This window comes from Allobosea sp. P2_A10 (genome assembly GCF_056405115.1).
The window spans coordinates 16,205-38,769 of sequence record NZ_JBFUCS010000028.1 but is presented as its reverse complement, the minus strand read 5'-3'; the positions used below and the strand labels follow the sequence as shown (position 1 = coordinate 38,769).

General features: G+C 61.3%; 18 protein-coding genes and 2 pseudogenes. 8 read left to right on the top strand and 12 right to left on the bottom strand.

Annotated features, from left to right (window positions below):
* Nucleotides 1–201: 201 nt before the first annotated feature.
* The 5 genes from AC1DZY_RS24735 to AC1DZY_RS24715 all read right to left on the bottom strand — a co-directional run bounded on the left by AC1DZY_RS24735 (nt 202) and on the right by AC1DZY_RS24715 (nt 5,526).
* Nucleotides 202–2,454: an MHYT domain-containing protein gene (locus AC1DZY_RS24735; protein ID WP_476822811.1), complete on the bottom strand. Its 2,253-nt coding sequence runs from the start codon at nt 2,452–2,454 to the stop codon at nt 202–204.
* A 317-nt stretch (nt 2,455–2,771) separates the two neighbouring features.
* On the bottom strand, nt 2,772–3,125 hold the full coding sequence (locus tag AC1DZY_RS24730; protein WP_476822810.1) for a response regulator: 354 nt from the start codon (nt 3,123–3,125) through the stop codon (nt 2,772–2,774).
* Between the two features lie 145 nt (nt 3,126–3,270).
* The gene (locus AC1DZY_RS24725) at nt 3,271–3,561 is read right to left on the bottom strand and encodes a DUF6894 family protein (RefSeq protein WP_476822809.1); all 291 of its coding nucleotides are present in this window, start codon (nt 3,559–3,561) and stop codon (nt 3,271–3,273) included.
* Nucleotides 3,562–3,664: 103 nt separating this feature from the next.
* Nucleotides 3,665–4,834 carry a histidine kinase dimerization/phosphoacceptor domain -containing protein gene (locus AC1DZY_RS24720; RefSeq protein WP_476822808.1) on the bottom strand — a complete coding sequence of 390 codons (1,170 nt, stop codon included), beginning with the start codon at nt 4,832–4,834 and terminating at the stop codon, nt 3,665–3,667.
* Between the two features lie 179 nt (nt 4,835–5,013).
* Nucleotides 5,014–5,526, bottom strand: a complete 513-nt coding sequence (locus AC1DZY_RS24715; RefSeq protein WP_476822807.1) for a YciE/YciF ferroxidase family protein — start codon at nt 5,524–5,526, stop codon at nt 5,014–5,016.
* A 157-nt stretch (nt 5,527–5,683) separates the two neighbouring features.
* Between AC1DZY_RS24715 and AC1DZY_RS24710 the strand changes: the two genes are divergently transcribed.
* From AC1DZY_RS24710 to AC1DZY_RS24685, 6 genes and pseudogenes are all read left to right on the top strand, one after another.
* Complete coding sequence (locus tag AC1DZY_RS24710; protein ID WP_476822806.1) at nt 5,684–5,983, top strand: PepSY domain-containing protein; 300 nt, start codon at nt 5,684–5,686, stop codon at nt 5,981–5,983.
* 35 nt (nt 5,984–6,018) lie between these two features.
* The gene (locus AC1DZY_RS24705; protein ID WP_476822805.1) at nt 6,019–6,558 is read left to right on the top strand and encodes a hypothetical protein; all 540 of its coding nucleotides are present in this window, start codon (nt 6,019–6,021) and stop codon (nt 6,556–6,558) included.
* 203 nt (nt 6,559–6,761) lie between these two features.
* Nucleotides 6,762–8,042, top strand: a complete 1,281-nt coding sequence (gene cls / locus AC1DZY_RS24700; protein ID WP_476822804.1) for a cardiolipin synthase — start codon at nt 6,762–6,764, stop codon at nt 8,040–8,042.
* A 148-nt stretch (nt 8,043–8,190) separates the two neighbouring features.
* Nucleotides 8,191–8,343, top strand: a pseudogene (locus AC1DZY_RS24695) (transposase); the annotation flags it as partial.
* On the top strand, nt 8,271–9,380 hold the full coding sequence (locus AC1DZY_RS24690) for an IS3 family transposase (protein WP_476822803.1): 1,110 nt from the start codon (nt 8,271–8,273) through the stop codon (nt 9,378–9,380). The pseudogene AC1DZY_RS24695 and the gene AC1DZY_RS24690, both read left to right, overlap by 73 nt.
* A gap of 18 nt (nt 9,381–9,398) precedes the next feature.
* A complete protein-coding gene (locus AC1DZY_RS24685) occupies nt 9,399–9,563 on the top strand; it encodes a hypothetical protein (RefSeq protein WP_476822802.1) in 165 nt (54 codons plus the stop codon).
* Between the two features lie 326 nt (nt 9,564–9,889).
* Here the strand turns inward: AC1DZY_RS24685 and AC1DZY_RS24680 are convergent, their stop codons facing one another.
* Both AC1DZY_RS24680 and AC1DZY_RS24675 read right to left on the bottom strand, forming a co-directional pair.
* On the bottom strand, nt 9,890–10,339 hold the full coding sequence (locus AC1DZY_RS24680; RefSeq protein ID WP_476822801.1) for a response regulator: 450 nt from the start codon (nt 10,337–10,339) through the stop codon (nt 9,890–9,892).
* A 7-nt stretch (nt 10,340–10,346) separates the two neighbouring features.
* A complete protein-coding gene (locus tag AC1DZY_RS24675; protein ID WP_476822800.1) occupies nt 10,347–11,435 on the bottom strand; it encodes a histidine kinase dimerization/phosphoacceptor domain -containing protein in 1,089 nt (362 codons plus the stop codon).
* Between the two features lie 312 nt (nt 11,436–11,747).
* Between AC1DZY_RS24675 and AC1DZY_RS24670 the strand changes: the two are divergent.
* Nucleotides 11,748–11,900, top strand: a pseudogene (locus tag AC1DZY_RS24670) (IS3 family transposase); the annotation flags it as partial.
* 1,161 nt (nt 11,901–13,061) lie between these two features.
* Here the strand turns inward: AC1DZY_RS24670 and AC1DZY_RS24665 are convergent.
* Nucleotides 13,062–15,554, bottom strand: a complete 2,493-nt coding sequence (locus tag AC1DZY_RS24665) for a putative bifunctional diguanylate cyclase/phosphodiesterase (protein ID WP_476822799.1) — start codon at nt 15,552–15,554, stop codon at nt 13,062–13,064.
* A gap of 359 nt (nt 15,555–15,913) precedes the next feature.
* Here AC1DZY_RS24665 and AC1DZY_RS24660 point away from each other — a divergent pair, with 359 nt between their 5' ends.
* Nucleotides 15,914–16,699 carry a PstS family phosphate ABC transporter substrate-binding protein gene (locus AC1DZY_RS24660; RefSeq protein ID WP_476822798.1) on the top strand — a complete coding sequence of 262 codons (786 nt, stop codon included), beginning with the start codon at nt 15,914–15,916 and terminating at the stop codon, nt 16,697–16,699.
* Between the two features lie 9 nt (nt 16,700–16,708).
* Here the strand turns inward: AC1DZY_RS24660 and AC1DZY_RS24655 are convergent, their stop codons facing one another.
* The 4 genes from AC1DZY_RS24655 to solA all read right to left on the bottom strand — a co-directional run bounded on the left by AC1DZY_RS24655 (nt 16,709) and on the right by solA (nt 22,525).
* Nucleotides 16,709–17,749 carry a 2Fe-2S iron-sulfur cluster-binding protein gene (locus AC1DZY_RS24655; protein WP_476822797.1) on the bottom strand — a complete coding sequence of 347 codons (1,041 nt, stop codon included), beginning with the start codon at nt 17,747–17,749 and terminating at the stop codon, nt 16,709–16,711.
* 39 nt (nt 17,750–17,788) lie between these two features.
* Nucleotides 17,789–19,510, bottom strand: a complete 1,722-nt coding sequence (locus tag AC1DZY_RS24650) for an ethylbenzene dehydrogenase-related protein (protein ID WP_476822796.1) — start codon at nt 19,508–19,510, stop codon at nt 17,789–17,791.
* A 721-nt stretch (nt 19,511–20,231) separates the two neighbouring features.
* Nucleotides 20,232–21,206 (bottom strand): nuclear transport factor 2 family protein, encoded by a 975-nt coding sequence (locus AC1DZY_RS24645; RefSeq protein ID WP_476822795.1) that lies wholly within the window; start codon nt 21,204–21,206, stop codon nt 20,232–20,234.
* A 137-nt stretch (nt 21,207–21,343) separates the two neighbouring features.
* Nucleotides 21,344–22,525: an N-methyl-L-tryptophan oxidase gene (gene solA / locus AC1DZY_RS24640; protein WP_476822794.1), complete on the bottom strand. Its 1,182-nt coding sequence runs from the start codon at nt 22,523–22,525 to the stop codon at nt 21,344–21,346.
* Nucleotides 22,526–22,565: the final 40 nt, after the last annotated feature.

Below are 22,565 nucleotides of genomic sequence, written 5' to 3'. Positions count from 1 at the left end.
TCCCCTTGCTGTTCTGGAAATGCTCGAAACGGATCCGCGCAATCGTCTCCACACCCGTCATCCCCGGACCCTTCCGAAAAACCGGAAGGATCAGCCAGAGCCAATAACAGGGGGACTAACCTTCAACGCGATAAGCGCCCCTCACAGGGGCAACATTGCAGGCGATCTCACAAAGAATCGGTTCACCGCTTGCTTCGTTCGTCATTCAGCGAGCTTGTAATCTCCCTCCAAGCAAGCTGCGATCGCTCGCGCGAGTGCTGTCTCATCGAACGGCTTGCTTAAGCGAGGAAGGTTCACTCCCGGTGGTAATTCTGCGTAGCCAGTGGCGATCAAAATTGGCAGGTTGGGGTGGACCGACCTCACGGCTGACGCCAACTGCGCGCCTGTCATCCTTGGCATCGCCTGATCCKTGATCAGCAGATCGAACACGTTTTCCCCGTTGATGATTTCCAGGGCCTGTTGGCCCGAAGATGCCTCGACGACGGAGTGACCAAGATCATCCAGCATTGCGGCGGTATTCATCAGGACCAGGGCATCGTCATCGACAACGAGCAGTCTCAGCGGCTTGCTTTGGCTCGGTTCTATGGGCATTGCATCGCGAGCCGGTTGATCGGTCGCTGCCGCTGCCACTGGCAGCCAGATTTCGGCGGTTGTACCCTCTCCCTTGCGGCTCTTGAGCACTAGCGTGCCGCCAGATTGCTTGGCAAAGCCGTAAACCATCGAAACTCCCAAGCCTGTGCCCTTCCCGACTCCCTTTGTTGTGAAGAATGGCTCCCGTACTCGCGCAAGCGTGGCTTTATCCATACCTTCGCCTGTGTCACTGACAGACAGGCAAAGATAATGGCCCGGAGCAAGCTCGGTGTCGTTACCCGCCACAGACTGCCGAAGCGCAATCGAGATTGTGCCGCCCTCGCGCATCGCGTCACGCGCGTTTACGACAAGGTTCAAGAGCGCCATTTCCAACTGGTTTGCGTCTGCGCGGGCACGAAGAGAGCCGAGCGGGAACCGGGTCTCAATACGCATCTCGGGTCCCAGCGAGCGCTGCAACAGGTCTTCCATGCCGCGTACCAAGGCTGGAACATCCACTGCTTCGGGTTTGAGGTCCTGCCGACGCGCGAAAGCCAGCATGCGCTGTGTGAGGGCTGCTCCCCGTTCAGCGCCCTGGATCGCATTCTGGACCAAGCGCATCAACTTTGGATCGTTTGGCATCTGCCTTTGTAAGCGATCGAGGCTGCCCATGATGACGCCCAGCAGATTATTGAAGTCGTGCGCGACTCCGCCTGTCAGTTGCCCAACTGTCTCGATCTTCTGCGCCTGTCGGAGAGCCTCCTCCGCGTTCCTTCGGGCCGTCTCGTCCACCAATCCGCCCAGGATCCGCCGGAAGCGTCCCTCCTCATCATGCTCGACACGTTCTGAGAGGACGACATCAAGCACCTTGCCAGTGCTGGTAATGACTTGTTCGTCAGCGGCGTTGAGTTCGCCGTGCTCAATCAGCTTGGGCCATGCCACCGTGTCCCGCTGCCGGGAAGAGGCTTCCGTCATGAATTTGGTCAGAGGACAGCCAACGACGTCATCGCGGTCGTAGCCCAAGAGGTCGAGCCAAGCATCGCTAACATGTTGAATCCTCCCCTCACGGTCCAGGGCGTGAAGCGGAAGCGGCGTTTTTCGGTAGAGGCTACGAAACTGCTCCTCGCTTTGGCGCAGAGCCAGGGCTTCCTTCTCGGCCAAAAATGCGAAACGGCGGTCGAACATGGCTGCGATCAGCGCCAGGGAGAGGATGAGGAAGGTGGCGGCCCCAACGCCAACACCGAGGCTGGTCTGATCGATACTCGCAAAGTCATGCGCTTCGCTAGCCGCGTGGTACATCGTGAACTTCGCCGCCACCATGGCCGTGTAGTGCATCCCGGCAATTGCAATGCCCATCACTACTGCGGCCACGATTTTCTGGATCTGGTTGGTGTTCTTGAAGGCAAGCCAGAGGGCGATCGTTGAGGCCCCAATTGCAATCAGAATGGAAAGCGCGGCCCACCACACATCATATCTGAGGTGAGCCCCCATCTGCATTGCAGCCATGCCAGTGTAGTGCATAGCCGCGATTCCAAGGCCCATGACGAGGCCGCTTGCGGCAAGCGCGGCAGGCCCGCTGTCGCGGCGGTTGACGATGAAAAAGCCCAACCCCGTGACTAAGATTGGCAGGACGAAGGACAAGATGGTCAGGACGGCATCGTAATGCACCGCCATGCCCGGCATGCTGAACGCCAGCATCGCGATGAAGTGCATCGCCCAGACGCCGCCACCCAGCGCAAGCGCCGCAGTCGCGAGCCAAGCTCGCCAAGCCCGCCCGGACGTGGCACGCAACCGGCCAGCGAGATCAAGCGCCGTGTAAGAGGCAACTGCCGCTATCAGAATCGAGAGCGCGACGAGCGACAGGTTATGAGTTCCGGTGATCAGCACGGTAGGCCAGCTATTTTAACAAACGATTTGCAGCAGGGAGGGCGAATATCGGCGGGAAACAAGGAGAACACTGATCTCCGATGAGCGCAACGGGCACTCGAGCTCGTTGTGGCAAGTACGTCAGCTCGTTCTGAGGGACGGCTTCTCGGTGCACGCGAAACTCTCGACCGGCGCACCTTGGACATCGCGCCACTGCGAACGCTTAAGGTCGGCTTGAAAGAAGATAGCTGGCAAAACATGCCTCGTGGACAACGAGCTTCAGTTTGGCTGTGCAACCCGCGCCTGCCGAGCGAATGATCGCAGCGGTCCAAGCGGCGCTAGTGGACGGCATGCAGCGCGTGGAGCAGTGCGGTCTCAGAATAGGGCTTGTGCAGGAAAATGGTCTCGCTTGGCATGTCGCAGCCCGGCGGCGTTATGCGACCCGACGCTAGGATGAGGATTACCGGGGGCCAACCGGTCCGCACCTCATGAATGAGGTCCAGCCCATTCATCGAACCGGGCATCTCGATGTCGGAGAAGACGGCGGCGATGTCCGGACGGGACTCCAGGAGCGCCATGGCGTCATCGGCGTTTGATGCCTCGACGACATCGTAGCCAGCGTCTTCGACGATCGCGACCGCGTTCATGCGGATGATAGGCTCATCTTCGACGATCAAAACGAGTTTTGTCATTGCGATACCTTCGGCTGTCACAGTTAGCCAACTGCCGCCGAAGCTGGTTGTTGCCGTCGAATGCAAAGAATTGTCTGGTTATCCTTAGCGGGCCATTAATCATAGCAGCGCCGAACTATCGCCACTCTATGCCGTCTGGCATTTTTTATTCGCTGGGTGCCTCGCCTGGCGCAGCGCTTGCGTGCGCATCCTCGTTCATTTCCGCCTCTGTCTTGGCGTTGAAGGTAAGTGACGCCTGATAGATCGGCTTCCCGTCCTCGTTCTCGACATGGACGCTGAAATCCGCGTGCTTGCCATTCGGGAGCTTCTCGCGGGCCATCTCGGCCAAGGCGATCTGGGCGTCGTCGGTGGCCGCCTTTGTGTCCGGAAATTCGAGAGGCTCATCGGACCGCTCGACACGCTCACTATCGTTGGTCGTGAACGTGTATTTCGACATCGTGACAGTTCCGGTGCTTGCACGCCCCATTCCAGCAACCGCCATTCCCGTTCCGGGTTCCATGGTCGAAGGCGTGGCGCGCCTCGAAGATCCGATCGACTGGCTATCGCGCTCGCGGAAACTCGACGGTAAAGAGGGAATGTGCACCGTCATCGGATTGTTTCACGACGAATTTGCCGTCGAGTTGGTTCGTCAGGCTTCCGACGACCTTCATGCCCAAGCCAGATCGTGCGAACGGATCGAACCCCTCCGCCAGTGCCTTCCCCTCATCGCTGACATTCATCACGTAGAGAGTCTCGCCCTGATGCTCCAAGGCGACCGTTATCCTACCCTGGCCGTGCTTGGCGGCATTTGTGACAAACTCGTTCAGGATGAGCCCCAGCGGCGCGATCTGCTCGGTGGGCAAATCGGTCGTGGTCGCCTTGACTACGATGGGCCCGCGCCCATCGGGCAGCATATCGGACAGGTCCTCGCATAGACGCCGCAGATAGCTGGCGCATTCCGTCGTCTCGACCGTATCGCTCATATAGATGTGTTGGTGGACCCGGGCGACCGCCGCCACGCGGCTCGCGGCCAAGGCCAACTCCGCGGAAGCCGTCTCGTCGGCGAGGCTGCGGCCATGCAGCTTAAGCAGGGACGCCACCATCTGGAGACTGTTCATCACGCGATGGTCGATCTCCTTGGCCATCATGGCCGAGCGTCTGAGCGCAGCATCCTTCTCGTCGATGACCTCTTCCAGTTGGGCGACTGCGCGCCGCGCAGAAAGCCTAAGCTCCATCTGGTCCATCACGGTGGCGGCGAGATCCTTCAGTGTCTCGATCTGGTCCGGGCTGACGGTGCGCGGCTCCTTGTCGATGACGCAGAGGGTCCCGAGGTTGAAGCCGTCGCTCGTCTGTAGAGGGACGCCCACGTAAAAGCGCAAGCCAGATTCGCTTGCTACCAGCGGGTTTGCCAGAGAGCGCGGGTCCGTCTTCGCGTCGAGCAAAACCCAGGGCTCGGACTGGAGGATAGCCGACGCACAAAGCCCTGGCTCGCGGTCGATCTGCTCCACGTCGAGCCAGAGCCCGTGATGCGACTTGAACCAGATCCGGTCGTTATCAACGATGCTGATGATGGCGATTGGTACGTTGAAAAGTCGCGAGGCGATCGCTGTCGTTCGGTCGAATGCGCCGTCGGGAGGCGTGTCCAGGATGTCGTAGCGGCGAACCGCCATCATCCGGGCGGCTTCGTTCTCCGGGATGAACGAACGCGAAAACGTGTCGACAAGGGTCATGGATCGGTCCTTAGAAAAGCGAACCTCTACCTCCCAGCATGAACTGATATACGGTCGCCACCTCTTTTGACAGGTTGGATTGTGTTTCCGCCGGTGCGGCCGACGCAACGCGTTATCGATCGGTCATGGAAAAGGCCCGCCGAGTGCCGATCGACGGGCCTCCGATTATTGGGCAGCGATCAGGCCGCCTTGGCGACCTTGCCAGTGGCGGTGGAATTCACCGTGCCGCCGAGTTCGGTCAGGAGCTTGTCCGTCTTTGTCTCCTCGGCGAGCGTCTGGTCGAGGAGCGTCACCGCATCCTTGTGACCGAGCTGCTGGGCCCAGGCCTTCAAGGTGCCATAGCGTGCCATCTCATAGTGCTCGACCGCCTGCGCCGAGGCGACCAAGCCGGCATCGAGGGCAGGGCTGTCCTCATAATCCTCGATAACGGCCTCRCCCTCTTTGAGGATGCCCAGGATAGCGTCGCATGTCTTCGCACGCGGCGTTTTACCGATGAGCTCGAAGACCTGACTTAAGCGCTCGATCTGCTCGGCGGTTTCGGCCTTGTGGGTCTCGAACGCCTTCTTGAGTTCGGCCGACTTGGTGGCCTTGGCCATCTTCGGCAGAGCCTTCAGGATCTGCTTCTCGGCGTAATAGACGTCCTTGAGCATGTCGTGGAACATGTCAGCGAGGGACTTGGGTTCGGTTGCCATGGTTCTTCTCCCGGTGGCGTGGTTGAAAACACCGGTTCAACCGCGCAGAATCATTCCAGTTCCGATCACGCGGGCGTGATTTAGAATGGAACTTAAACGGGCAGGACGCCGTTTTCCTGGGCATCGCGGCAACGCCCGCAATCCTCAGGAGACCACCATGAAAAAGCTGATCATCGCTTCCTTGATCGTCACGGCGACCTCCTTCGGTGCCATGGCCCAGACGGCCACGACCTCGCCGAAGCCCGCCCCAACCGCCCCGGCCGATGCCAACGCCCCGCTGCCGGGCGCCAACAGCTTCACCGAGGCCCAGGCCAAGAGCCGCCTGGAGGCCAACGGCTACACCAAAGTCACGGATCTGAAGAAGGATGCGAACGGCGTCTGGAAGGGCAAGGCGACCAACGCCGGCGCCTCTGTCAACGTCTCCGTCGATTACCGCGGCAACATCGTCAAGAACTGACGGATGCCCTCTCACCACGACCTTTGGAGATACACATGACCCGCACAATTACCCGTTCGTACGACAACTACGAAACCGCCAGCGCCGTCGTCGAGCAGCTGGAGGCGGCCGGGATTTCCAGCAGCGACGTCAGCATCGTCGGCCGTAACGGCGATGGCGAGACCAATGCGGCGGAAGGTGCCGGCATCGGCGCTGGTGTCGGTGGCGCTGCCGGACTCCTGACGGGCCTCGGCCTACTTGCCATCCCCGGCGTCGGTCCAGTCGTCGCCGCTGGTTGGCTGGCCGCCACCGCAGCTGGGGCTGTCGCAGGTGCCGCCGCCGGCGGCCTGGTCGGTTCCTTCGTCAAGGAGGGCCACGACGAGGACGAGGCCAACTATTATGCCGAGACTGTCCGTCGCGGCGGTTCAGTAGTCTCGGTTCGCGCTAAGCCGGAGCAGGAAGCGGCCGTGGAAGCGATCCTCGACGGCGCGACCCCGATCGATCGCGACACCCGGATAGCCGAGTACCGCAAGGACGGCTGGACGCGCTTCGACGAGAAGTCCGACCCGTATATGCGCGGGCAGGCCCGACTTTAATATATGTAAAATGCTCAGGCCTCCGGATCGACTCCGGAGGCCTTTGTTCAGATTTTCAACCGCTTAATCCAACATGAAAGCATTTGGTGCCGGCGGCGTTGGGACGATTCACATCAGATTTCTCGTTTCCTCAGTTCCCACCCCCTCGAACCAAACAGGCCGGCGGGATAATAACCGCCGACAAGAATCAATGGCCGGGAAGAATGAAGATAGCCAGACATCCGCTGGTCCTCGCTGTGGTGTCCGCTGCGTTTGGAGGCTTGGCATGTTTTCTGGTGGCGAACTTCCTACCCGAGGGGCGGGAGCGCCAGAAGCCGCTGCCCCACCATCTTTCGTCCTCTGACGCCCAATTCAGGACGTCGATGGGAGCCCTGTTCGGCTCCAACACCATTCCTGGAAACAAAGTGGAGACGCTGGCCAACGGCAACGAAATATTTCCGGCGATGCTCCGGGCCATGCGTGCGGCCAAAAACACAATCACTTTCGAAACCTACATTTATTGGCGGGGGGACATAGCCGACCAGTTTGCTGATGTGCTCTCAGAGAAAGCTCGTGCTGGAGTTAGCGTAAAAGTCCTTCTCGATTGGGTCGGCAGCATCCCGATGGACGAGCGCCTCATCCAGCAAATGCAAGCAGCAGGAGTGGAAGTCGTTCGCTTTCGACCGGTCAAGTGGAGCACGCTGGACCGTTTGAACAATCGCACGCACCGGAAGCTCCTCATAGCCGATGGTCGTGTCGGCTTCACGGGAGGTGTCGGTATCGGGGACGAGTGGAACGGAGATGCCCGGACGCCCGCCGAATGGCGTGATACGCACTACCAGCTCGAAGGACCTGCTGCTTCGGAGCTGCAAGCCGCCTTCGCCGAGCACTGGATCGAGGCCACAGGAGAGCTCCTGATGGGTGATCGGTACTTCCCGGAACAAGGACCGGTCGGCGATTATGGTGCCCAGGTCGTGCTGAGTTCGACACATCAGCGTAACGTCATGCATCTGATGCTCATGACGGCTCTTGCATCCGCCGAAAGAAACATTCGCATCGGAACGCCGTACTTTGTACCTGACGCGCTTATTCGGAGCCAACTGCTGGACGCTCGGAAGCGCGGCGTGGAAATCGAGATTGTCGTCCCCGGCGCGAAAACAGATGCGCGCCTGGTGAGCAACGCGTCACGCCATTTTTGGGGAGAACTGCTGAGGGCGGGTGTGAAGATCCATGAGTTCGAGCCAACGATGTACCACTGCAAGGTCGTGATCGTTGACGAGATTTGGAGTTCTGTGGGATCTACCAACATCGACGAGCGCGCCCTTCGCCTTAACGATGAGGCCAATGTCAACTTTTACGAGCAGCGCTTTGCAAAGAAACAGATCGAGCTTTTCGATGCCGACATCAAACGATCGACGCCCTACACTTTGGCTCGATGGGAACGAAGAACCGCCTCGGAAAAAATGTCGGACTGGCTCGCGAGCCTGCTGAGCTCGCAACTATAGGCAGGGCATCCCCGCGTATTCCGACAGTTGGTTTGACGGTGCTGAACCGAACTCGTCATGCGTCAGCTTCCAGTTCCTCACCCGTGACGTTGCCCCTCGGGCTTGATCCGGTTTGAAGTTCGTTCTGGCCCATTGAGAGGACCAGGACATGAAGCGCAGCCGCTTCTCGGAAGAGCAGATCATCGCGATCCTGAAGGAACAGGAATCCGGGGTCTCGGTCGCTGATCTGTGCCGCAAGCACGGTGTGAGCGACGCCAGCATCTACAAGTGGAAGGCGAAGTTCGGCGGGATGGACGTGTCGGAGGCCAGGCGCCTTCGAACGCTGGAAGACGAGAACTCCAAGCTGAAGCGGATGCTGGCCGATGCGATGCTCGACAACGTCGCGCTGAAGGATCTGCTGGGAAAGAAATGGTGACGCCCGCTGCCGAGCGGAAAGCCGTCGCGCATCTCGTGGAGCATCACGCGATGAGCGAACGGCGGGCGTGTAAAGCCATCGGCTGTTGCCGCATGACCGTCCGATACCAATCCGCGCGCCCTGACGATCGCGCTCTGCGGGATCGCATGATCGCGATTGCCCGCGAGCGCCGACGCTTCGGGTATCGGCGTCTGCATGTTCTGCTCAAACGCGAAGGCCATGTCGTGAATCACAAGCGGCTCTTCCGGCTGTATCGCGAGGAAAAGCTGACGGTGCGGCGACGCGGCGGGCGCAAACGGGCCATCGGCACCAGAGCACCGATGCTGGTGCCCCTCGGGCCCAACGAGCGCTGGTCGCTCGACTTTGTCTCCGACCAGTTCACCGATGGCCGCCGCTTCCGGATCCTGACCATCGTGGATGATTGCACGCGAGAGAACGTGGCGCTGGTCGCCGACACCTCGCTATCGGGGCTTCGGGTCGCTCGCGAACTCGACCGCGTGATCGCCGAGCGCGGCAGGCCGAAGATGATCGTCAGCGACAACGGCAGCGAGTTCACCAGCAACGCGATCCTGGCATGGGCGGATCAGGCTCGCGTCGAATGGCACTACATCGCGCCAGGCAAACCGATGCAGAACGGCTTCATCGAGAGCTTCAATGGCCGCCTGCGTGACGAACTGCTCAACGAGACACTGTTCTCCTCACTGCCGCAGGCGCGCACGGCATTGGCCAACTGGCGCATCGACTACAACACCGCACGCCCTCACTCGCAGCTCGGATGGCAGACCCCGACTGAATTTGCCTCGACCTTAACCCCGCGCCGGGCCCTGGTGCCGCGCTATGCGACAAGCACAGCGCCAGAGCTCATCGCTTCACCAGCCCGAACGGGCTCCACAACCGCCAGAAACGAACTCAGCGCTGGATAAAAACTGGGGGCAACGTCAATGAGCGCCAACCTGGGCGCTCGTCGCGTTGCTGCCGCTTCAGCTGAAATCGAGCGATTTGCCCGCGAAGGCCGCCCCTTGGCAGACCACGAGTTCGAGCAGCTCCGCGAACTGCTGCAGATGACCCACTCGCATCTTGGCAAAGCCTTGGTAAAAGCCGCGTGAGTTAGCGGTGAGGACCACAGCTGGCGGCCGGCTTCTCATCTGGTTGATAAGCCATGCTTACTACAAAAGGACCATACGCGATTAGGTTGCGGCCAGCGTGGACCCCGCCGGGATCGGGGGTGGCAGGTTCGATGAGGTCATTGGCTGAGGAAACAAGGCTCTATCTTGAGTATCTGGTTCGGAGCGAGCCTCCAAGGTCAGCAATTGGCGCAACTCGCCCGGACCAGCGCTCGACTCCTCTGATCCATCGCGTTGGGCCACCCCCGGCGGTCGAGGGCTGCTATCCTAAAAGGCTGTCGCGGCTGGGCGGGAGACCTCGCGGTAGACTAGATGGCGAAGTCCGCCATCAGGCGCTCGGCCGTGACAAATTCGCCTGGCTTCGCGCTTGATGGCGGCGGATTGGTGATGCCCTCACCGAGATAGTTCATCGCCGACATGAAGCCATTCCGCGAGAAGGGCTTCGGGATGACGCCGTGTGCGCCAGCGAAGTCATCGGGAATCATGAGGGGATTCGCCGTCACGAATATAATGACCGCGTCTGGCCAGCGCTCCTGTATCAGCGCCGAAACCTGCAATCCGTTGGTGCCCTTGGCAAGGTGCATGTCCACGAAGGCCAGATCGGGATCGAGATTGTCGTCCATGTCCTCGACGTCATAGAGGGACGCGGCCTCGGCAACGGCGACATGGCCGGAGTCCTCGACCATCATCTCCACGTCCATTGCAAGGAGTGCCTCGTCCTCGACGATCAGGACCTTGAGGGGCTTGGTCTTCAACACGTGTACCCTAGTTCGCCATGTGCAACGTAACGCGAGTGCCCGGCTCCAAGCGTTCCCACATCACTTTGGCTCCCGCCTGTTTCGACAACCGCGTGATCAAGGTGCAACCCAATCCGTCGCTCGCCTTATCGAGATCGATTCCATGTCCGTCGTCCGCGATCGTGACGACCGACCCGTTATCGCTCCTACGCGCCGTCAGCGTGATCGTTCCGGCGCGTCCATCGCTAAGGCCATGTTTGATAACGTTGGTTAGCATCTCATTAAGTATGAGGCCTAGCGACGAGGCATGGTCAGATTTGACTTCGATCGGCTCGATGTTGGCGACGAGCTTGATGTTCGTGCGGCCACTAGCCCCCACGACGTCATCCGCCATACTCTTCGCGAAGGCGGCGATGTCAAACTTTGTGACGTCTTGCGACTGATAGAGTCGCCGATGCACGGTCGCCATGGCGTCGATCCGCTCCATCATGACGCCGAGCTTGGCCGCCATCTCTGGATTGTCGATCTGTCGGGCCTGGAGGCGCAGCAGAGCGCCGATCATGGTCAGGTTGTTCTTAACCCGATGGTCGACCTCGTGGAGCAGCAGCGTCTTCGCCTCCAGCGCGGCCTCAAGCTCGGCTGTGCGGCGCTTGACCTCGGCGTCGACGATTGCCTTCTGCTCGGCGATTGCGTTCTGGGCCTCCACACGCGCCGTCACATCAAGCTGAGAGGCGAAGTAAAACTGAACGTCGCCGGCATGGTTGCGGACCGCGTTAAGATAAAGTGCGTTCCAGAACGTCGTGCCATCCTTGCGGTAGTTTAGCAGGTCGACATTGATATCCGTCTTGTCCGCGATGGCCTGGCGAACCTTGGCGATGGCGGTGGGATCTGTGCTCGGCCCTTGGAGGAAGCGGCAGTTGCGCCCCAGCGTCTCCTCGCGCGAATACCCGGTGAGATTTTGGAAAGCCTCATTGCAGAAGACGATCGGGTTGTCAGGCTTGAGCGGGTCGGTGATCACCATCGCCATCCGTGTGGCGCGGACCGCCGCAGCGAACGGATCGCCCCGACCTTGCTCATGGGCGAAGTCGGTGAGATGCCAGTCGTCTTTTTCGAGCATAAGCACTCCAAACGAGCGCCGCAGGGACGCTTCCTCGATCGCCAAACGATCTCAGGGTTCGGACCGCTCTAACGTGTAACGCGCAACAACTACGCTTGGCCTCCAGAATTGTTTCATTCCGAACGGGACTCTTCCATCGCGGTGGTCAATCCACTACGGCTGTAGGCCATTTCGCGCATCGCGGAATGTTAGGTTGTGGCAGTGCCATATGGCGCTCCCGCGACCTTCAGAACGCCCCGAAAACAGCCAGGGCCGCTCTTTCCGATCTGCAATGACGCTCACCGGCGGGCGCAAGCGTCCTATTCAATTCAGTCGCTGGGCTACCTGACCCCTGAGGCCTACGCCGCCAACCTCACCGCAACGAACGATCAGCTGCGCAACCCCGACCAGCTCCGCCGATCGCCCGTTGCTCCCACCGCGCCACACGGCGTAAAACCTGCCGAGGCTTTAATCGCCGCTGGATGACAAACCAGTGGCAGGTCAGCAGGGCACGATCCACTGTCCCTGCCGCCGCCCTCCTTCGTCGACTATCCCGATCTCGGCACGATCCTGTTCGTCTGGTCGGTGACGCACGGCTTTTCGACACTGCTCATCGACGGGCAGCTCGATTTCTTGGCCGGCGCGGGTGGCCGGCCGGCGATGGTCGAGCCTTAGCCAACCGGCTTGTGCGGCTCCTAGTCGCCAGTCTGTCTGGCGCCGAGGCCGAGTTCGCTATTCACGGCTACCAACTTCTCCGTAATACACTTCCGATGATGTAGGCCACCCTGATCAGCTACCGTCGAAAGGGTCTAGCTGGCGGACAAGTATGGCGGTTAGCGAAAAATACCGTCTTTATTATGGGCTACATTGGAAGTTTTTTTGTAGTAAAGCCGAATTGGCTAGTTATGTCGCAACAAGGTGTTGATCGCGAACGAAGTTTGATGCTGTTGGCTACGCGAATGGAAAGCATCTTGAGAAATTCGCACCGGCTCAGCTTCTGTCAGCCAATTGGGCGCGGATGAAACTCAGCGCCTTTTTCGCAAGGAGGAGGGCAGGGCTCAGGCTTGGCTATCGCGCCAAAGCATCCCGCGATCGCGCTAACTCTTACTGCGCCGCAACGAGGATCTGCTGCGCCGCTACGCCGACATCGCCGTACTGATCAACCGGCCGACGCAAAGCGTGCTGATTGCGCAGCGCCTCGGCGAGGTCGGGCTCGGCTTGTTCGCGTATGACCAGTTTCTCGCGAGTCAGGGACGCCTGCCTCGACCGAGGTCATGAAAGATTTCCATATCGTCGGTTTCGATTGCAAGGACCGCTCCGCGCGCTCACAAGCAGCGGGCACTATCGCGCTCGACCGGTCGCCGTTGAGATTCCGAATCGATAGCGATCTCGCGCAGTATGCCGTCGCGCGGGCCGGGCTCGGCATCGGCGCGGTGCAACACGGCCTCGCCGCACCATCCAAAGCTACAGCCGGTGCTGCCGGGCGAGCTGCCTTCAACCATGAGTTTTTGCGGCTCCTGCACGAAGACCAATGCGCCAGTCGCCCGGTCCGCCTCGCCTTTGCCGCGTTGGCAGAGGTTCTGAAGAGTTGGACGTGTAATAGGCGGTGGGACCGATACGGTAGATGGCCCGGCTTGTTCGAGACGCCTATCGATTTCGGCGGCCAGCTGTCACGCCGGTCATCCCCCGGCCTCCGGGTTGACCGGCGACGGTGTCCGAACGACCGGTTATCCTGCGTAGGGCGCGTGTATGTTGCATGGCTTTTAGCATGTCGGACGACACAGGGCGGCTGAAGAAGAATCCTTGCGCGAAATCCGCACCCGCCTCAGTAACGAAATCGCGTTCTTCCGCGACTTCCACCCCCTCAACAACAGACGCAAAACCCATTGATTGCGATAGCGCCAGGATGGTTCGAACGATCGCCTGTTGTTCGGAGCTGTGATGGATGCCGGCGATCAACGATCGATCTATCTTCAGCGTATCTACCGGTAGCCGTGCCAGCCTCGAAAGGTTCGAATACCCTGTGCCGAAATCGTCGAGTGAGAAATGCACTCCCGCTCTTCTCAGACGTACTATCTGGAGCTGGACCACCTCGGAAGCGCGCATCGCAACCGATTCCGTTATCTCAATTTCGAGGCGTTCAAGCGGGAAGCCGGCCTGCGCCAGGCACGCTTCGAGCGTCGCGGCGAAAGTCGGATCCTCAAGCTGAAGCACCGAGACATTCACGGCGATCCTCAGGTCGCCGCTGTCGCGCACTAGCGCAGCCGTCTCGGTGACCGCACGCTCCAGGACGAACTGCCCCAGCTCGGATATCAGGCCCGCGTCCTCGGCGATCCCGATAAACTTGCCAGGCGGAATGTCGCCTAACGTCGCGTGGCGCCAGCGCACCAGCGCCTCGGCGCCCACGATCCTGCCGTGCCGCAAGGAGAAAAGTGGCTGGTACAGAACGCTGAGGGTTCGGTCGTGCAAGGCGACACGAAGGTCCTTCTCGATCGCCAGCCGCTCCTGTACCAACGCCGCCGCCTGGGGGGTGAAGAAGGCGTAGGAGTTAGTCCCCGATCGCTTCGCCTCGTACATGGCGACGTCGGCGCTCACCAACAAATCGTCGTACGTTTCGCCGTCCCGACCGCCGATGGCGATACCGACGCTAGCTCCCACGGTCATATGCGCCGAGCCGATGACGAAGTCTTCGCCGAGGCGTCGGATGAGCTCGTCGACGACGCCTGTCAGCAGGGCCTCCGTCGCGCCGACATCGAGTATCACGAGGAATTCGTCCCCTCCGAGCCGACCGATCCGGAAGGCGCCGATCTCATGTGATCGGACGCGATCGTCGAAGAAGTCGACGAGCCTTTGCGCCAGCGCTCCCAGCAGAAGGTCTCCGGTCTTGTGGCCGAAGGTGTCGTTGATCGACTTGAAGCGATCCAGATCGATGAAAAGAAAGACGACCTCGGACATGGCCGACGCCAGAGCTTCCGTCCCATCGATCCGCAGCTTGGCCCGGTTCGGCAGTCCGCTGACGGGATCGAAGAATGCCAGCTTCCGCGTCTGGCCAAGGCTCTCGCGCAAGTTCGCGAGCATGACCTCAAACGCCTGGCCCAGGCCACGCACCTCGCCGACGCCGATCGCGCGGAATGGTACGTCCAGGTCTCCACGGGCCACTGATGCGGCAGCCGTCGCCAGCTGCGGCAAGCCTCGGGTGACCCGCCTGACGGATATCAGCACAACTGAGACGAGGATGCCCAGCGATCCCGCAGCAAGAAGGAGGAACCACGTGAAGAGGGTGCCGGCCTGTCTCTCACTCACGCGAAGCATTTGCTGTTGTGCTTCCTGGACCTCCGAAGCCTCGACGTGAACGCAGACGAGGAGTCCCAGTTCGTGAACGGCGCAGCGGCCGACGCGGTTGCCACCGGAACCGAAGATCAGCTCGTCGTCCGCGAGTTTGGTGGTTGCACGGAAATCGAAAGCAGGCAGACCGCCTGAGGACAGTACGAGGTCTCCGTCCTTCACCAGGACGCCGGCGTTCACGATGCTTGAGAACTGCTCGAACGTGCTCTCGGACGGTGCGAGCGAGCGAATGCCGATCAGCACCGCCGCGACGTCGCCGAAGTCGTCGAAGACCGGCTCGATGGCGAAATGGGCGATCGCTCGTCCGTCCGGCATGCCGATGGCGCGATCGTCGTCGGGCATCACGCGCAACGTCGTCCGATCGGACCTCCTATCGCTGCGACGGTTGTTTTTGAGGACCAAGCCGATGCGATCGGCGAGGCCCAATCGCGCTATCGCCTCGCCAGCGATGAGAAGGTCGGTCGTCCGGCTCGATCCGATTATGTTTCCGCCCGCATCGCTTACGAGAAACCCATCAAGCTCGCCCGTGACGCTCGCGGGGTGCAGCAGAAGCTGCATGGCGACCGAGTTGGCCGAGACGACGGCCTTCACCACGTCCTGACGCTGCGAGAGATAGCGCGTCTGACGGTGAGCCTCGTCGAACAACACTCGCAACCTTGCCTCGGCTAATCGTGCCTCGCCGTCCAGCTTTCGAGCCAGCTGCTGGCGGGAGAGCTGTGCAACCGCGGTTGCCTGTTCCTCCGTGTCTGCCCTTAGACGGACCAGCGAAACCACCCCGACAACTGCGAAGGTCAAGGCGCCGGTCAGAAGCACGACCCAAGCTAGATGCGCGCCGACATGGGTGTCCGATATTCGCGCGCGTAGCCACCGCGGTACCCATGGCGCCACCTGAGATAGTAGACGACGGCCTTTTGCCCACAGACCTCCGACGATCCTCACCGACCTAGGTGCGACCTCCATCGGTTTGCTATGGGCTTTTTCTGGCACCGGGCCGCCCTCTCGGATGTTCGTGACGGGCGACGGTAGGGGCAAAGCGTGAAGTCGAGGTAAAATAGAATGCGCGAAAGGAACGCGAACATGTTTCGCTGCCACGGTCAGCAATCGTTTACGGGGCTGAAGTTAGGTTCGCGGTTCCCGTCCGTGGAGTACGAGCCATGCGATATCTTCTGCCAGTACTGCTGATGCTGACGATCTCGACGGCATCGCACGCCCAGGAGCTGCCAGTCGTGGGAACCGGCGACGGCATCGAGATGTTGCAGGCGGTCGCTGCGCGCTTCCGCCAATTGGAGCCGTCGATCGACGTTCGCATTCCCCCAAGCATCGGTTCGGGGGGCGGAATCGCCGCCGTCGGATCCGGGGCGGCCCGGCTGGCTCGCGTCGCGCGGCCTCTCAGCGACGCCGAAAAAGCGCGGGGACTGATCTATTTGCCGGTTGCAAAGATCCCGAGTGCATTTTTCGTTCATCCGAGCGCCGGGATCTCCCGGCTCGACACGACACAGCTCGCGGCGATCTACTCCGGTCGGATCGCCAACTGGAAGGATGTCGGGGGAGCGGATCTGCGCATCCGCGTGGTTCGCCGCGAGGATGCCGACAGCACGCTGACGACGCTTCGAGCCAACATGCCCGGTTGGAAAGACCTTGAAATCACGGAGCGGTCGAAGACCGCGGTCTCGACACAAGAGGCGGTGGAAAGCGTCCGCTTGACGGAGGGTGCCATCGGCTTCGGTCCGTACAGCAAGATACTCGACATCGGCACGAAGGTGCTGGAGATCGATGGCCATCATCCGTCGCAGGCCGGCTATCCCAGCACCGGCGAGCTCGCCTATGTCTACCGCCCGGACGGCCTGGCGGACGACGTGTCCAAATTCATTGCCTTCTCCAGGGCGGGAGTGGCGGCGGAGATCATCCGCGGCTTCGGCGCGCTGCCGGCAGCGAACTGAAACACAGCTTCATGCAGGTTTGCTCGCCGCCGAGGTGGAGCTCGGTCCGGCGGATCCGCGCCGCGACAGGAACGAGAGCAGCCGCCGTCCGATGGACGTCTGCACCTGAGAGGCGGTGAACGGATCGGAATGGCATGTCGCGCCGGCCTCCTGGCAGAGCGCTTGGACCGCCGCGACCATCGATGGGTTTCCGGCCGCGTAGACCGTGTCCTCGGCGGACAAATTCGGTAGATTATCGGTGACACGGCCAGCAATCACGGCGTTCCCATCACGGGGCGATAATCTGCTGGCGGTCGCAAGGGCCGTTCCGACACCGGTCTGGGCCAGCCACGCCAGCGACTCCCGCATATAGAGATCCTCGACTGCGCGTGCGCCGACGATGACCACCATCTCGCGATTCGGCTGCCGAAACCGCGACGCTCGCGCGATGGCCCAGACCGGCGCCCATCCCGTGCCCGTGGCGACCAGGACGATCCGACCGTCCCCCATGCGATGGAACGCGTTGCCGAACGGTCCGTGGACCGTCAGCTTGTGGCCGATGCGGATTCCGCTGCCCAATCGGGATGACACCGCTCCGTCTGGAAGTCTCCGGACCTGGACGATCAGTTCATCGATCGCCCCCGTACCGTCGCTGCGTTGGGTGGGACTGTAGTCGCGCGCGGGGAAGCCGGAAAAAGTGCATTTCACATATTGGCCGGGCAGGAGAACCAGGCGCTTGTTCAGCCCGAGCGTCAATTCCATGATGTGGGGTGAGAGGTCCCTGATACCGGTCAAGGTCGCCGGCACTTTGGTCGGCTCGGGCACGGCATCAAACTCGATGACGGCGTCGCCCAAGATGCGCGCCTGGCAGGCGAGAACGGTATCGCCTCGGCGCGTGCCGCCATCCTCGACGCTACCGTCGTAGATCCGAACCCGACACGTGTCGCATTGGCCCGAGGAACAGTCGTGCGGGATAAAAATGCCCGCGCCGATCGCCGCGTCCAACAAGGTCTGGCCCGGGGTCGCCGAAAACGCCTTGGCATTGATGACGAGCGACGCCGCCTGCTTCATCGCGGCTCTCGCCGTGAAAATCTCATCGGGGGCTCCCGCTTATCGCAACCGGACCTCGATCGGCCTGACATGGCGTGTATGCCGCGTCTGGGTATGGTCGAACACGGATACCCACATGTACAGAGGCTTGTTGCCGGTAAAGTCGGCATCGTAGCGGCTTGCCGTGCTCAGGTTCCTGGAGGCCTCCAAGGTCCAATACCCGTCTTTCCACCGTGCGCCGGCGCGGATATCGCCACGATCGCCCTCGTAGTCGCCCTGGATCAGGACGCCGGGCATTATGCTTCCGACGGGAAATCCGGCGTCGGCCTCCTTGGTGTAAGGCACGCTCTCGGCGTCGGTCAGCCACCAGATGCTACCTTCGGCCTGGCTTAGATCGGCATTCGTTGGGTTGAATGTCCCAATCGCGCGCGCAGCCGCTTCCGCTGTTTTGGGCAGGCGCTTGGGTGAGACGGGGCCCTTGTATCCGCCGGGGCCCTCGAACCCGAAATTGTAGCTATAGAAGGTCCGGCCCGGATCGTTCCAGTAGCCTCCCTGATAGCGTGCGCGCTTGGCCGCCTCGTCGGCGGTGGCATCCCTCGGGGGACCGATGTACTGATCGTCCATGTACCCGATCAGGCCGCCGCGCGATGCCTTCCACTGCCACATGTCGATATATGAGCCGTCGGTGGTGTAATGTAAGCCGCGCTCGTTCAGGGACGACGGCCTGTCCGAAATCGGCTTGGGGCCAAGATGCGTCGCGCCGCCACCGCCGAACGCGTCGCTCGCCGAGAAGATGACGGCGAGCTTGTCCTCGTAGAAATCCACGACGTCGGCGCGATCGGCATCGTGACCGACCAAGCGCCATCCGTCCTCGCGCTTGATCATCGGCAGCCGCGCGAGGGAGCGGGTCGGGTCCTGCCATTTGAACGCGAAATAGATCTTGGCCGCATCCCGGACCGCCCTTACCTCGACGGTCGACTCGCCGGTGCCGCCGAGGTTCGCACCTTGAGACGTCCTGATCCTAACGGGGCGTGCCGAACGCCAAGCGACGTCGTCGGTGATGCCGTCGATGCTCGGTATGTCCGTCGTCGTCTGGACGGAGAGCTCGTCGCGGCTTTCGTAGTCCAGCGCGGCGATGGCAACGGCGGTCGGGACCGCCGCGAACGATGCGATCAGCAACGGATAGCGGCTCCGCTGGCCGACGGAGGGCGCGAGCCGGGCCGGCCGGAATATACGCAGCCACTGTCGCCAGCCGCCATATCCGAAATGCGCGATCACATGGGCCAGGGTATAAGCCAATGTGCCGAAGGCAGCCGCCAGGTGCACCGAGACGACCAACCCGCCGAAACCGAGATAGAGAAGGACCCCGGTGATGGTCAGGACCACGACGAGCACGTAGAGCAGCCAGTGCAGCAGGACGTTGACGCTCAACCAGCGAAGCTTGGCCGGGGCCCGCATCCGCAAGGGCGAAAGCCTGCGGGCGGAGATGCGCGCGGACAGCCCGCTGGTCGCCATGTAGATCAGGTAGGCGGTGGACGTGCCGAACAGCGCGAGACCGGCCCAGATATGGACGCTCCAGATCTCGCCTTGCGGCAGGACGGGCTCCATCCATTTCGAGACGACGGCATCCAGCGCTTCGGCCGAGATCCTAATGCCCGTAACCAAGCTCGTGACGACCGCTATCACCGAGACCCAGTGTAGAATTACGGTACCGACATCGCTGCTCGGTAAAGTGGAAACGACGCTTCCCCGTTTCGCCGTTGACGGGCGCACAGGCGTCATTGCGCCCTCCCGTGCCGGCCCGGGGTTCGCAGCGTCTCCAATCGCCTCGTTCATCCCGGCGTTGCCCCTTATGTGGACGGTGTTCGACGATCTCGACCGTCCTGCCCAAAAAGAGTACCGCAAGTATAGGCACGTCGGTAGGGTCCAAAGCGCGGGTGCCTAGCGGAATCTCGATTGAGCCGTTGGCTTCAGAACGCGAACCGGTGCCGCGATCATGCAGCAGAAAGCCTATGGGCCATAGCCTCGACGCCAAAGTTTTCGACGCTCTGCAGTCCTGTCGCCTAAATAGGCGGGCCGATCATCTGAAATATCGTCCGCGGCGCGTTATCGTACTGCAGTTTTTTTAGCAGCCCAGACCCGACAGCGAGATCAAGAACGACCGCAATCTCCTCCCGCGATAGACACAATGCTCTACGAAGTACTTGGTATGTCGTAATGTCGGCCATCGCTAAGTTTCGATTAGTGTATTTAGGCCAGGAATGACTGCCTTCGAAATCTCACAATCAAAACGCAGAACTGCCCGGAAATTTGTGGATTAATTCCATTTTAGAACAGATACCTATCCAATCATTGCCGATCTAAGAAGATATTTGGGCATTAACGCCTACTGATAATCCAAACGAAAATTTCTCGACGATTTGGATACAGTAAACTTTTTTGATCCAACTAAGGGAAAATCGCTGCTTACTGGGATGAGAGCCGGACATCTTTAGTCCACGTCCTATCCACATTTCAAAAGGATCTGCTTCCAGATCGCCGTTTCGTCGATCAGCACATATTCGCGGCGCAGGCCCCAGGGACCGAATTCGGCATGGCTGATGCCCATGACGTGCACTGGCGCACCTGTTGGTGCACCGAAAGCTCCCCAGCCATCATGTGTCCCGGTCAGTGACCAGCGAATTGCGGCGCGCGGAGGGAATTCGGGATCATCGCGGCCGATCCGGTGATGAATCTCGAACTTCGCTGAGGGAAAGGACGAAAGCAGGCCGAGCCAGAACCGATCGGCGTCGGCAGCGCCGTATCCAGCTGTGCCGCCGGGCAGCGCCAACTGAACGGCGCGATCGTATTCGCGTGGGATGACAGCCAGATCGGCACACATGATCGCGAGCAGTATCGCCTCGTAACGCTGGCCGACGGGATGGTCGTTGCCTCTGCTACGATAGCCGCCATCGACGTCCATTTCCGGCGTAAACGGCTTGATGCAGCGCTCCGGGCCACCTTCGCGCTCGATCAGATCCGCTGCATAGGCTTTAGGCTCCCACCCCATCTGGCGCACTATCGCGCCTTGGTCGCGGATGAGCCATTCGTCGAAGATCTGATTGTCGCGGGCAGCGCAGTCGGCGATGACGCGGTAGCGTACGGTCTTGCCGGTCGCCTTGCCGTAGATGCCGTCGCGCGAATGCGTGCCCATTGAGACCGAGCGATGCGACGACAGAAAGCCGTCGCAGGCATTGCCGCACCAGATCACGTCGTCGGCCAGCAGCGCCCTGTCGGGAAATTCGGCAAGGGTCGCGAGGGTCGCCGCGATGACGTTCCTGTTTCCGATGACGAGTGACCCGGGCGAGCGCACCGGCATCGTGTCGGCGTAATACTGGTGAAGCGTCGCGATGTTGCGATCCTCCCAGATCTCCTTGGTGATGCCGATGATATAATCCGGGAAATCCCGCCAACGCGGATCGAAGCCTTCGATGGCCATTCTGATCGCTCCCAAAAGTGTGGCTGCCGTCGATCAGCAGTCTCGGCAGGTGGACTTGGATATGTGGGTCAATGTCGCGCCCAAAAACTCATCGGGCATGTTCTGCATCATCGACGCGGCTGGAGTTGAGTACGCCGTCATATTCTGGCCTGTGAAAAGCGCGCGAGCCGGAAGGCCTCGGGCCACGGCGCCGTCGCTTCGCCGCAGAGTTCCTTCGCCATCGCCTCGCCGATGCCGGCCGAATGTTTGAAACCGTGCCCGGAACAGGCGGAGATCACGCTGACGCGGTCCATCTCGGGGTGCCGGTCGATGATAAAACCGGAATCCGGCGTAACAGTGTAGAGGCAGGCGGCGGATTTCGCAGCCTGCGCACCGACATTGCCGAGCCGCTGCGCCAGATGCATCCGGTACAGCGCCGCAGCTTCCGCCGGTGCGACTTCCCGATCGACGGTTTCGGCCGTCGTGGCGATGCCATATTGCTCGGTAGCGGCCTTGAGCAGGCCGGTGCCGTCGATGGAGGGGAAGGCATAAAAATAGTCTTCCGTCGTGTCGCCATGCATCCAGATCAGTGTCGGGAAGCGCCCCGGAGCGTAGCTCGCGTCGTCGACAGGGAACCAGTGCAGCACCTGCCGGCTAACGGTTAGCAGCCGGTCGAACGGCGCGCCCATCAGCGTAGCCGTCCAGGCACCCGCCGCCACGACGACGCGCTGCGCCTCGATGATCTCGCCGCCGGTCACGATCCGCACCACGCCGGCATTCTGGAAGACCGACTCGACCTGCGCCCTCACGATCCGGGCGCCGCCGCTGTGGGCAAGCGTCAGCTGTGCGGCGATGCAGCGTTCGGGATGGACATATCCGCCCGACGGCTCGAAATAGCCGCGAGCCCCCTCCGCATGCTCGATCTGCGGGAAACGGCGCATCGCCTCCTCGCCGTCGATCACCTCATGGGCGATGCCGGCCGCGCGAGCGCTATCGATCGAGCGGCCGACGAAGTCGGTCTTGCCATGATGGATGGCGGCGCGGTCGCTCGAGGCCATGATCAGGCACCCGCACGTGTCGAGCAGCGTCTCGCCAGTCAGACCCTCAAGCTCATGCCAGATCCTGTGCGAAGCCAGCGCGAAAGGCACGTAGTCGATCCCTTCGCCAACCGCGCAGCGGGTGATGCGCGTCTCACCATGGCTGGAACCCCATTCGTGCGGCGGCACGTAACGATCGATGCCGACGACGTCGACGCCGCGGCGGGCGAGCTGGTACAGGACGGCCGCACCCATGGCCCCCAGGCCGACAACCGCCACATCGGCGCGAAGCAATGACGTCATGGTCTGCCTCCAGGGGATGCCGGTACCGAGCTCGGGCATT

Coding starts and splice junctions, on each gene's coding strand:
- AC1DZY_RS24725 (WP_476822809.1), bottom strand. CDS start 3,561: ATGTCGAAATACACGTTCACGACCAACGATAGTGAGCGTGTCGAGCGG.
- AC1DZY_RS24655 (WP_476822797.1), bottom strand. CDS start 17,749: ATGAAGCAGGCGGCGTCGCTCGTCATCAATGCCAAGGCGTTTTCGGCG.
- AC1DZY_RS24730 (WP_476822810.1), bottom strand. CDS start 3,125: ATGACAAAACTCGTTTTGATCGTCGAAGATGAGCCTATCATCCGCATG.
- AC1DZY_RS24650 (WP_476822796.1), bottom strand. CDS start 19,510: ATGACGCCTGTGCGCCCGTCAACGGCGAAACGGGGAAGCGTCGTTTCC.
- AC1DZY_RS24660 (WP_476822798.1), top strand. CDS start 15,914: ATGCGATATCTTCTGCCAGTACTGCTGATGCTGACGATCTCGACGGCA.
- AC1DZY_RS24685 (WP_476822802.1), top strand. CDS start 9,399: ATGAGCGCCAACCTGGGCGCTCGTCGCGTTGCTGCCGCTTCAGCTGAA.
- AC1DZY_RS24645 (WP_476822795.1), bottom strand. CDS start 21,206: ATGGCCATCGAAGGCTTCGATCCGCGTTGGCGGGATTTCCCGGATTAT.
- AC1DZY_RS24675 (WP_476822800.1), bottom strand. CDS start 11,435: ATGCTCGAAAAAGACGACTGGCATCTCACCGACTTCGCCCATGAGCAA.
- AC1DZY_RS24710 (WP_476822806.1), top strand. CDS start 5,684: ATGAAAAAGCTGATCATCGCTTCCTTGATCGTCACGGCGACCTCCTTC.
- solA (WP_476822794.1), bottom strand. CDS start 22,525: ATGACGTCATTGCTTCGCGCCGATGTGGCGGTTGTCGGCCTGGGGGCC.
- AC1DZY_RS24720 (WP_476822808.1), bottom strand. CDS start 4,834: ATGACCCTTGTCGACACGTTTTCGCGTTCGTTCATCCCGGAGAACGAA.
- cls (WP_476822804.1), top strand. CDS start 6,762: ATGAAGATAGCCAGACATCCGCTGGTCCTCGCTGTGGTGTCCGCTGCG.
- AC1DZY_RS24705 (WP_476822805.1), top strand. CDS start 6,019: ATGACCCGCACAATTACCCGTTCGTACGACAACTACGAAACCGCCAGC.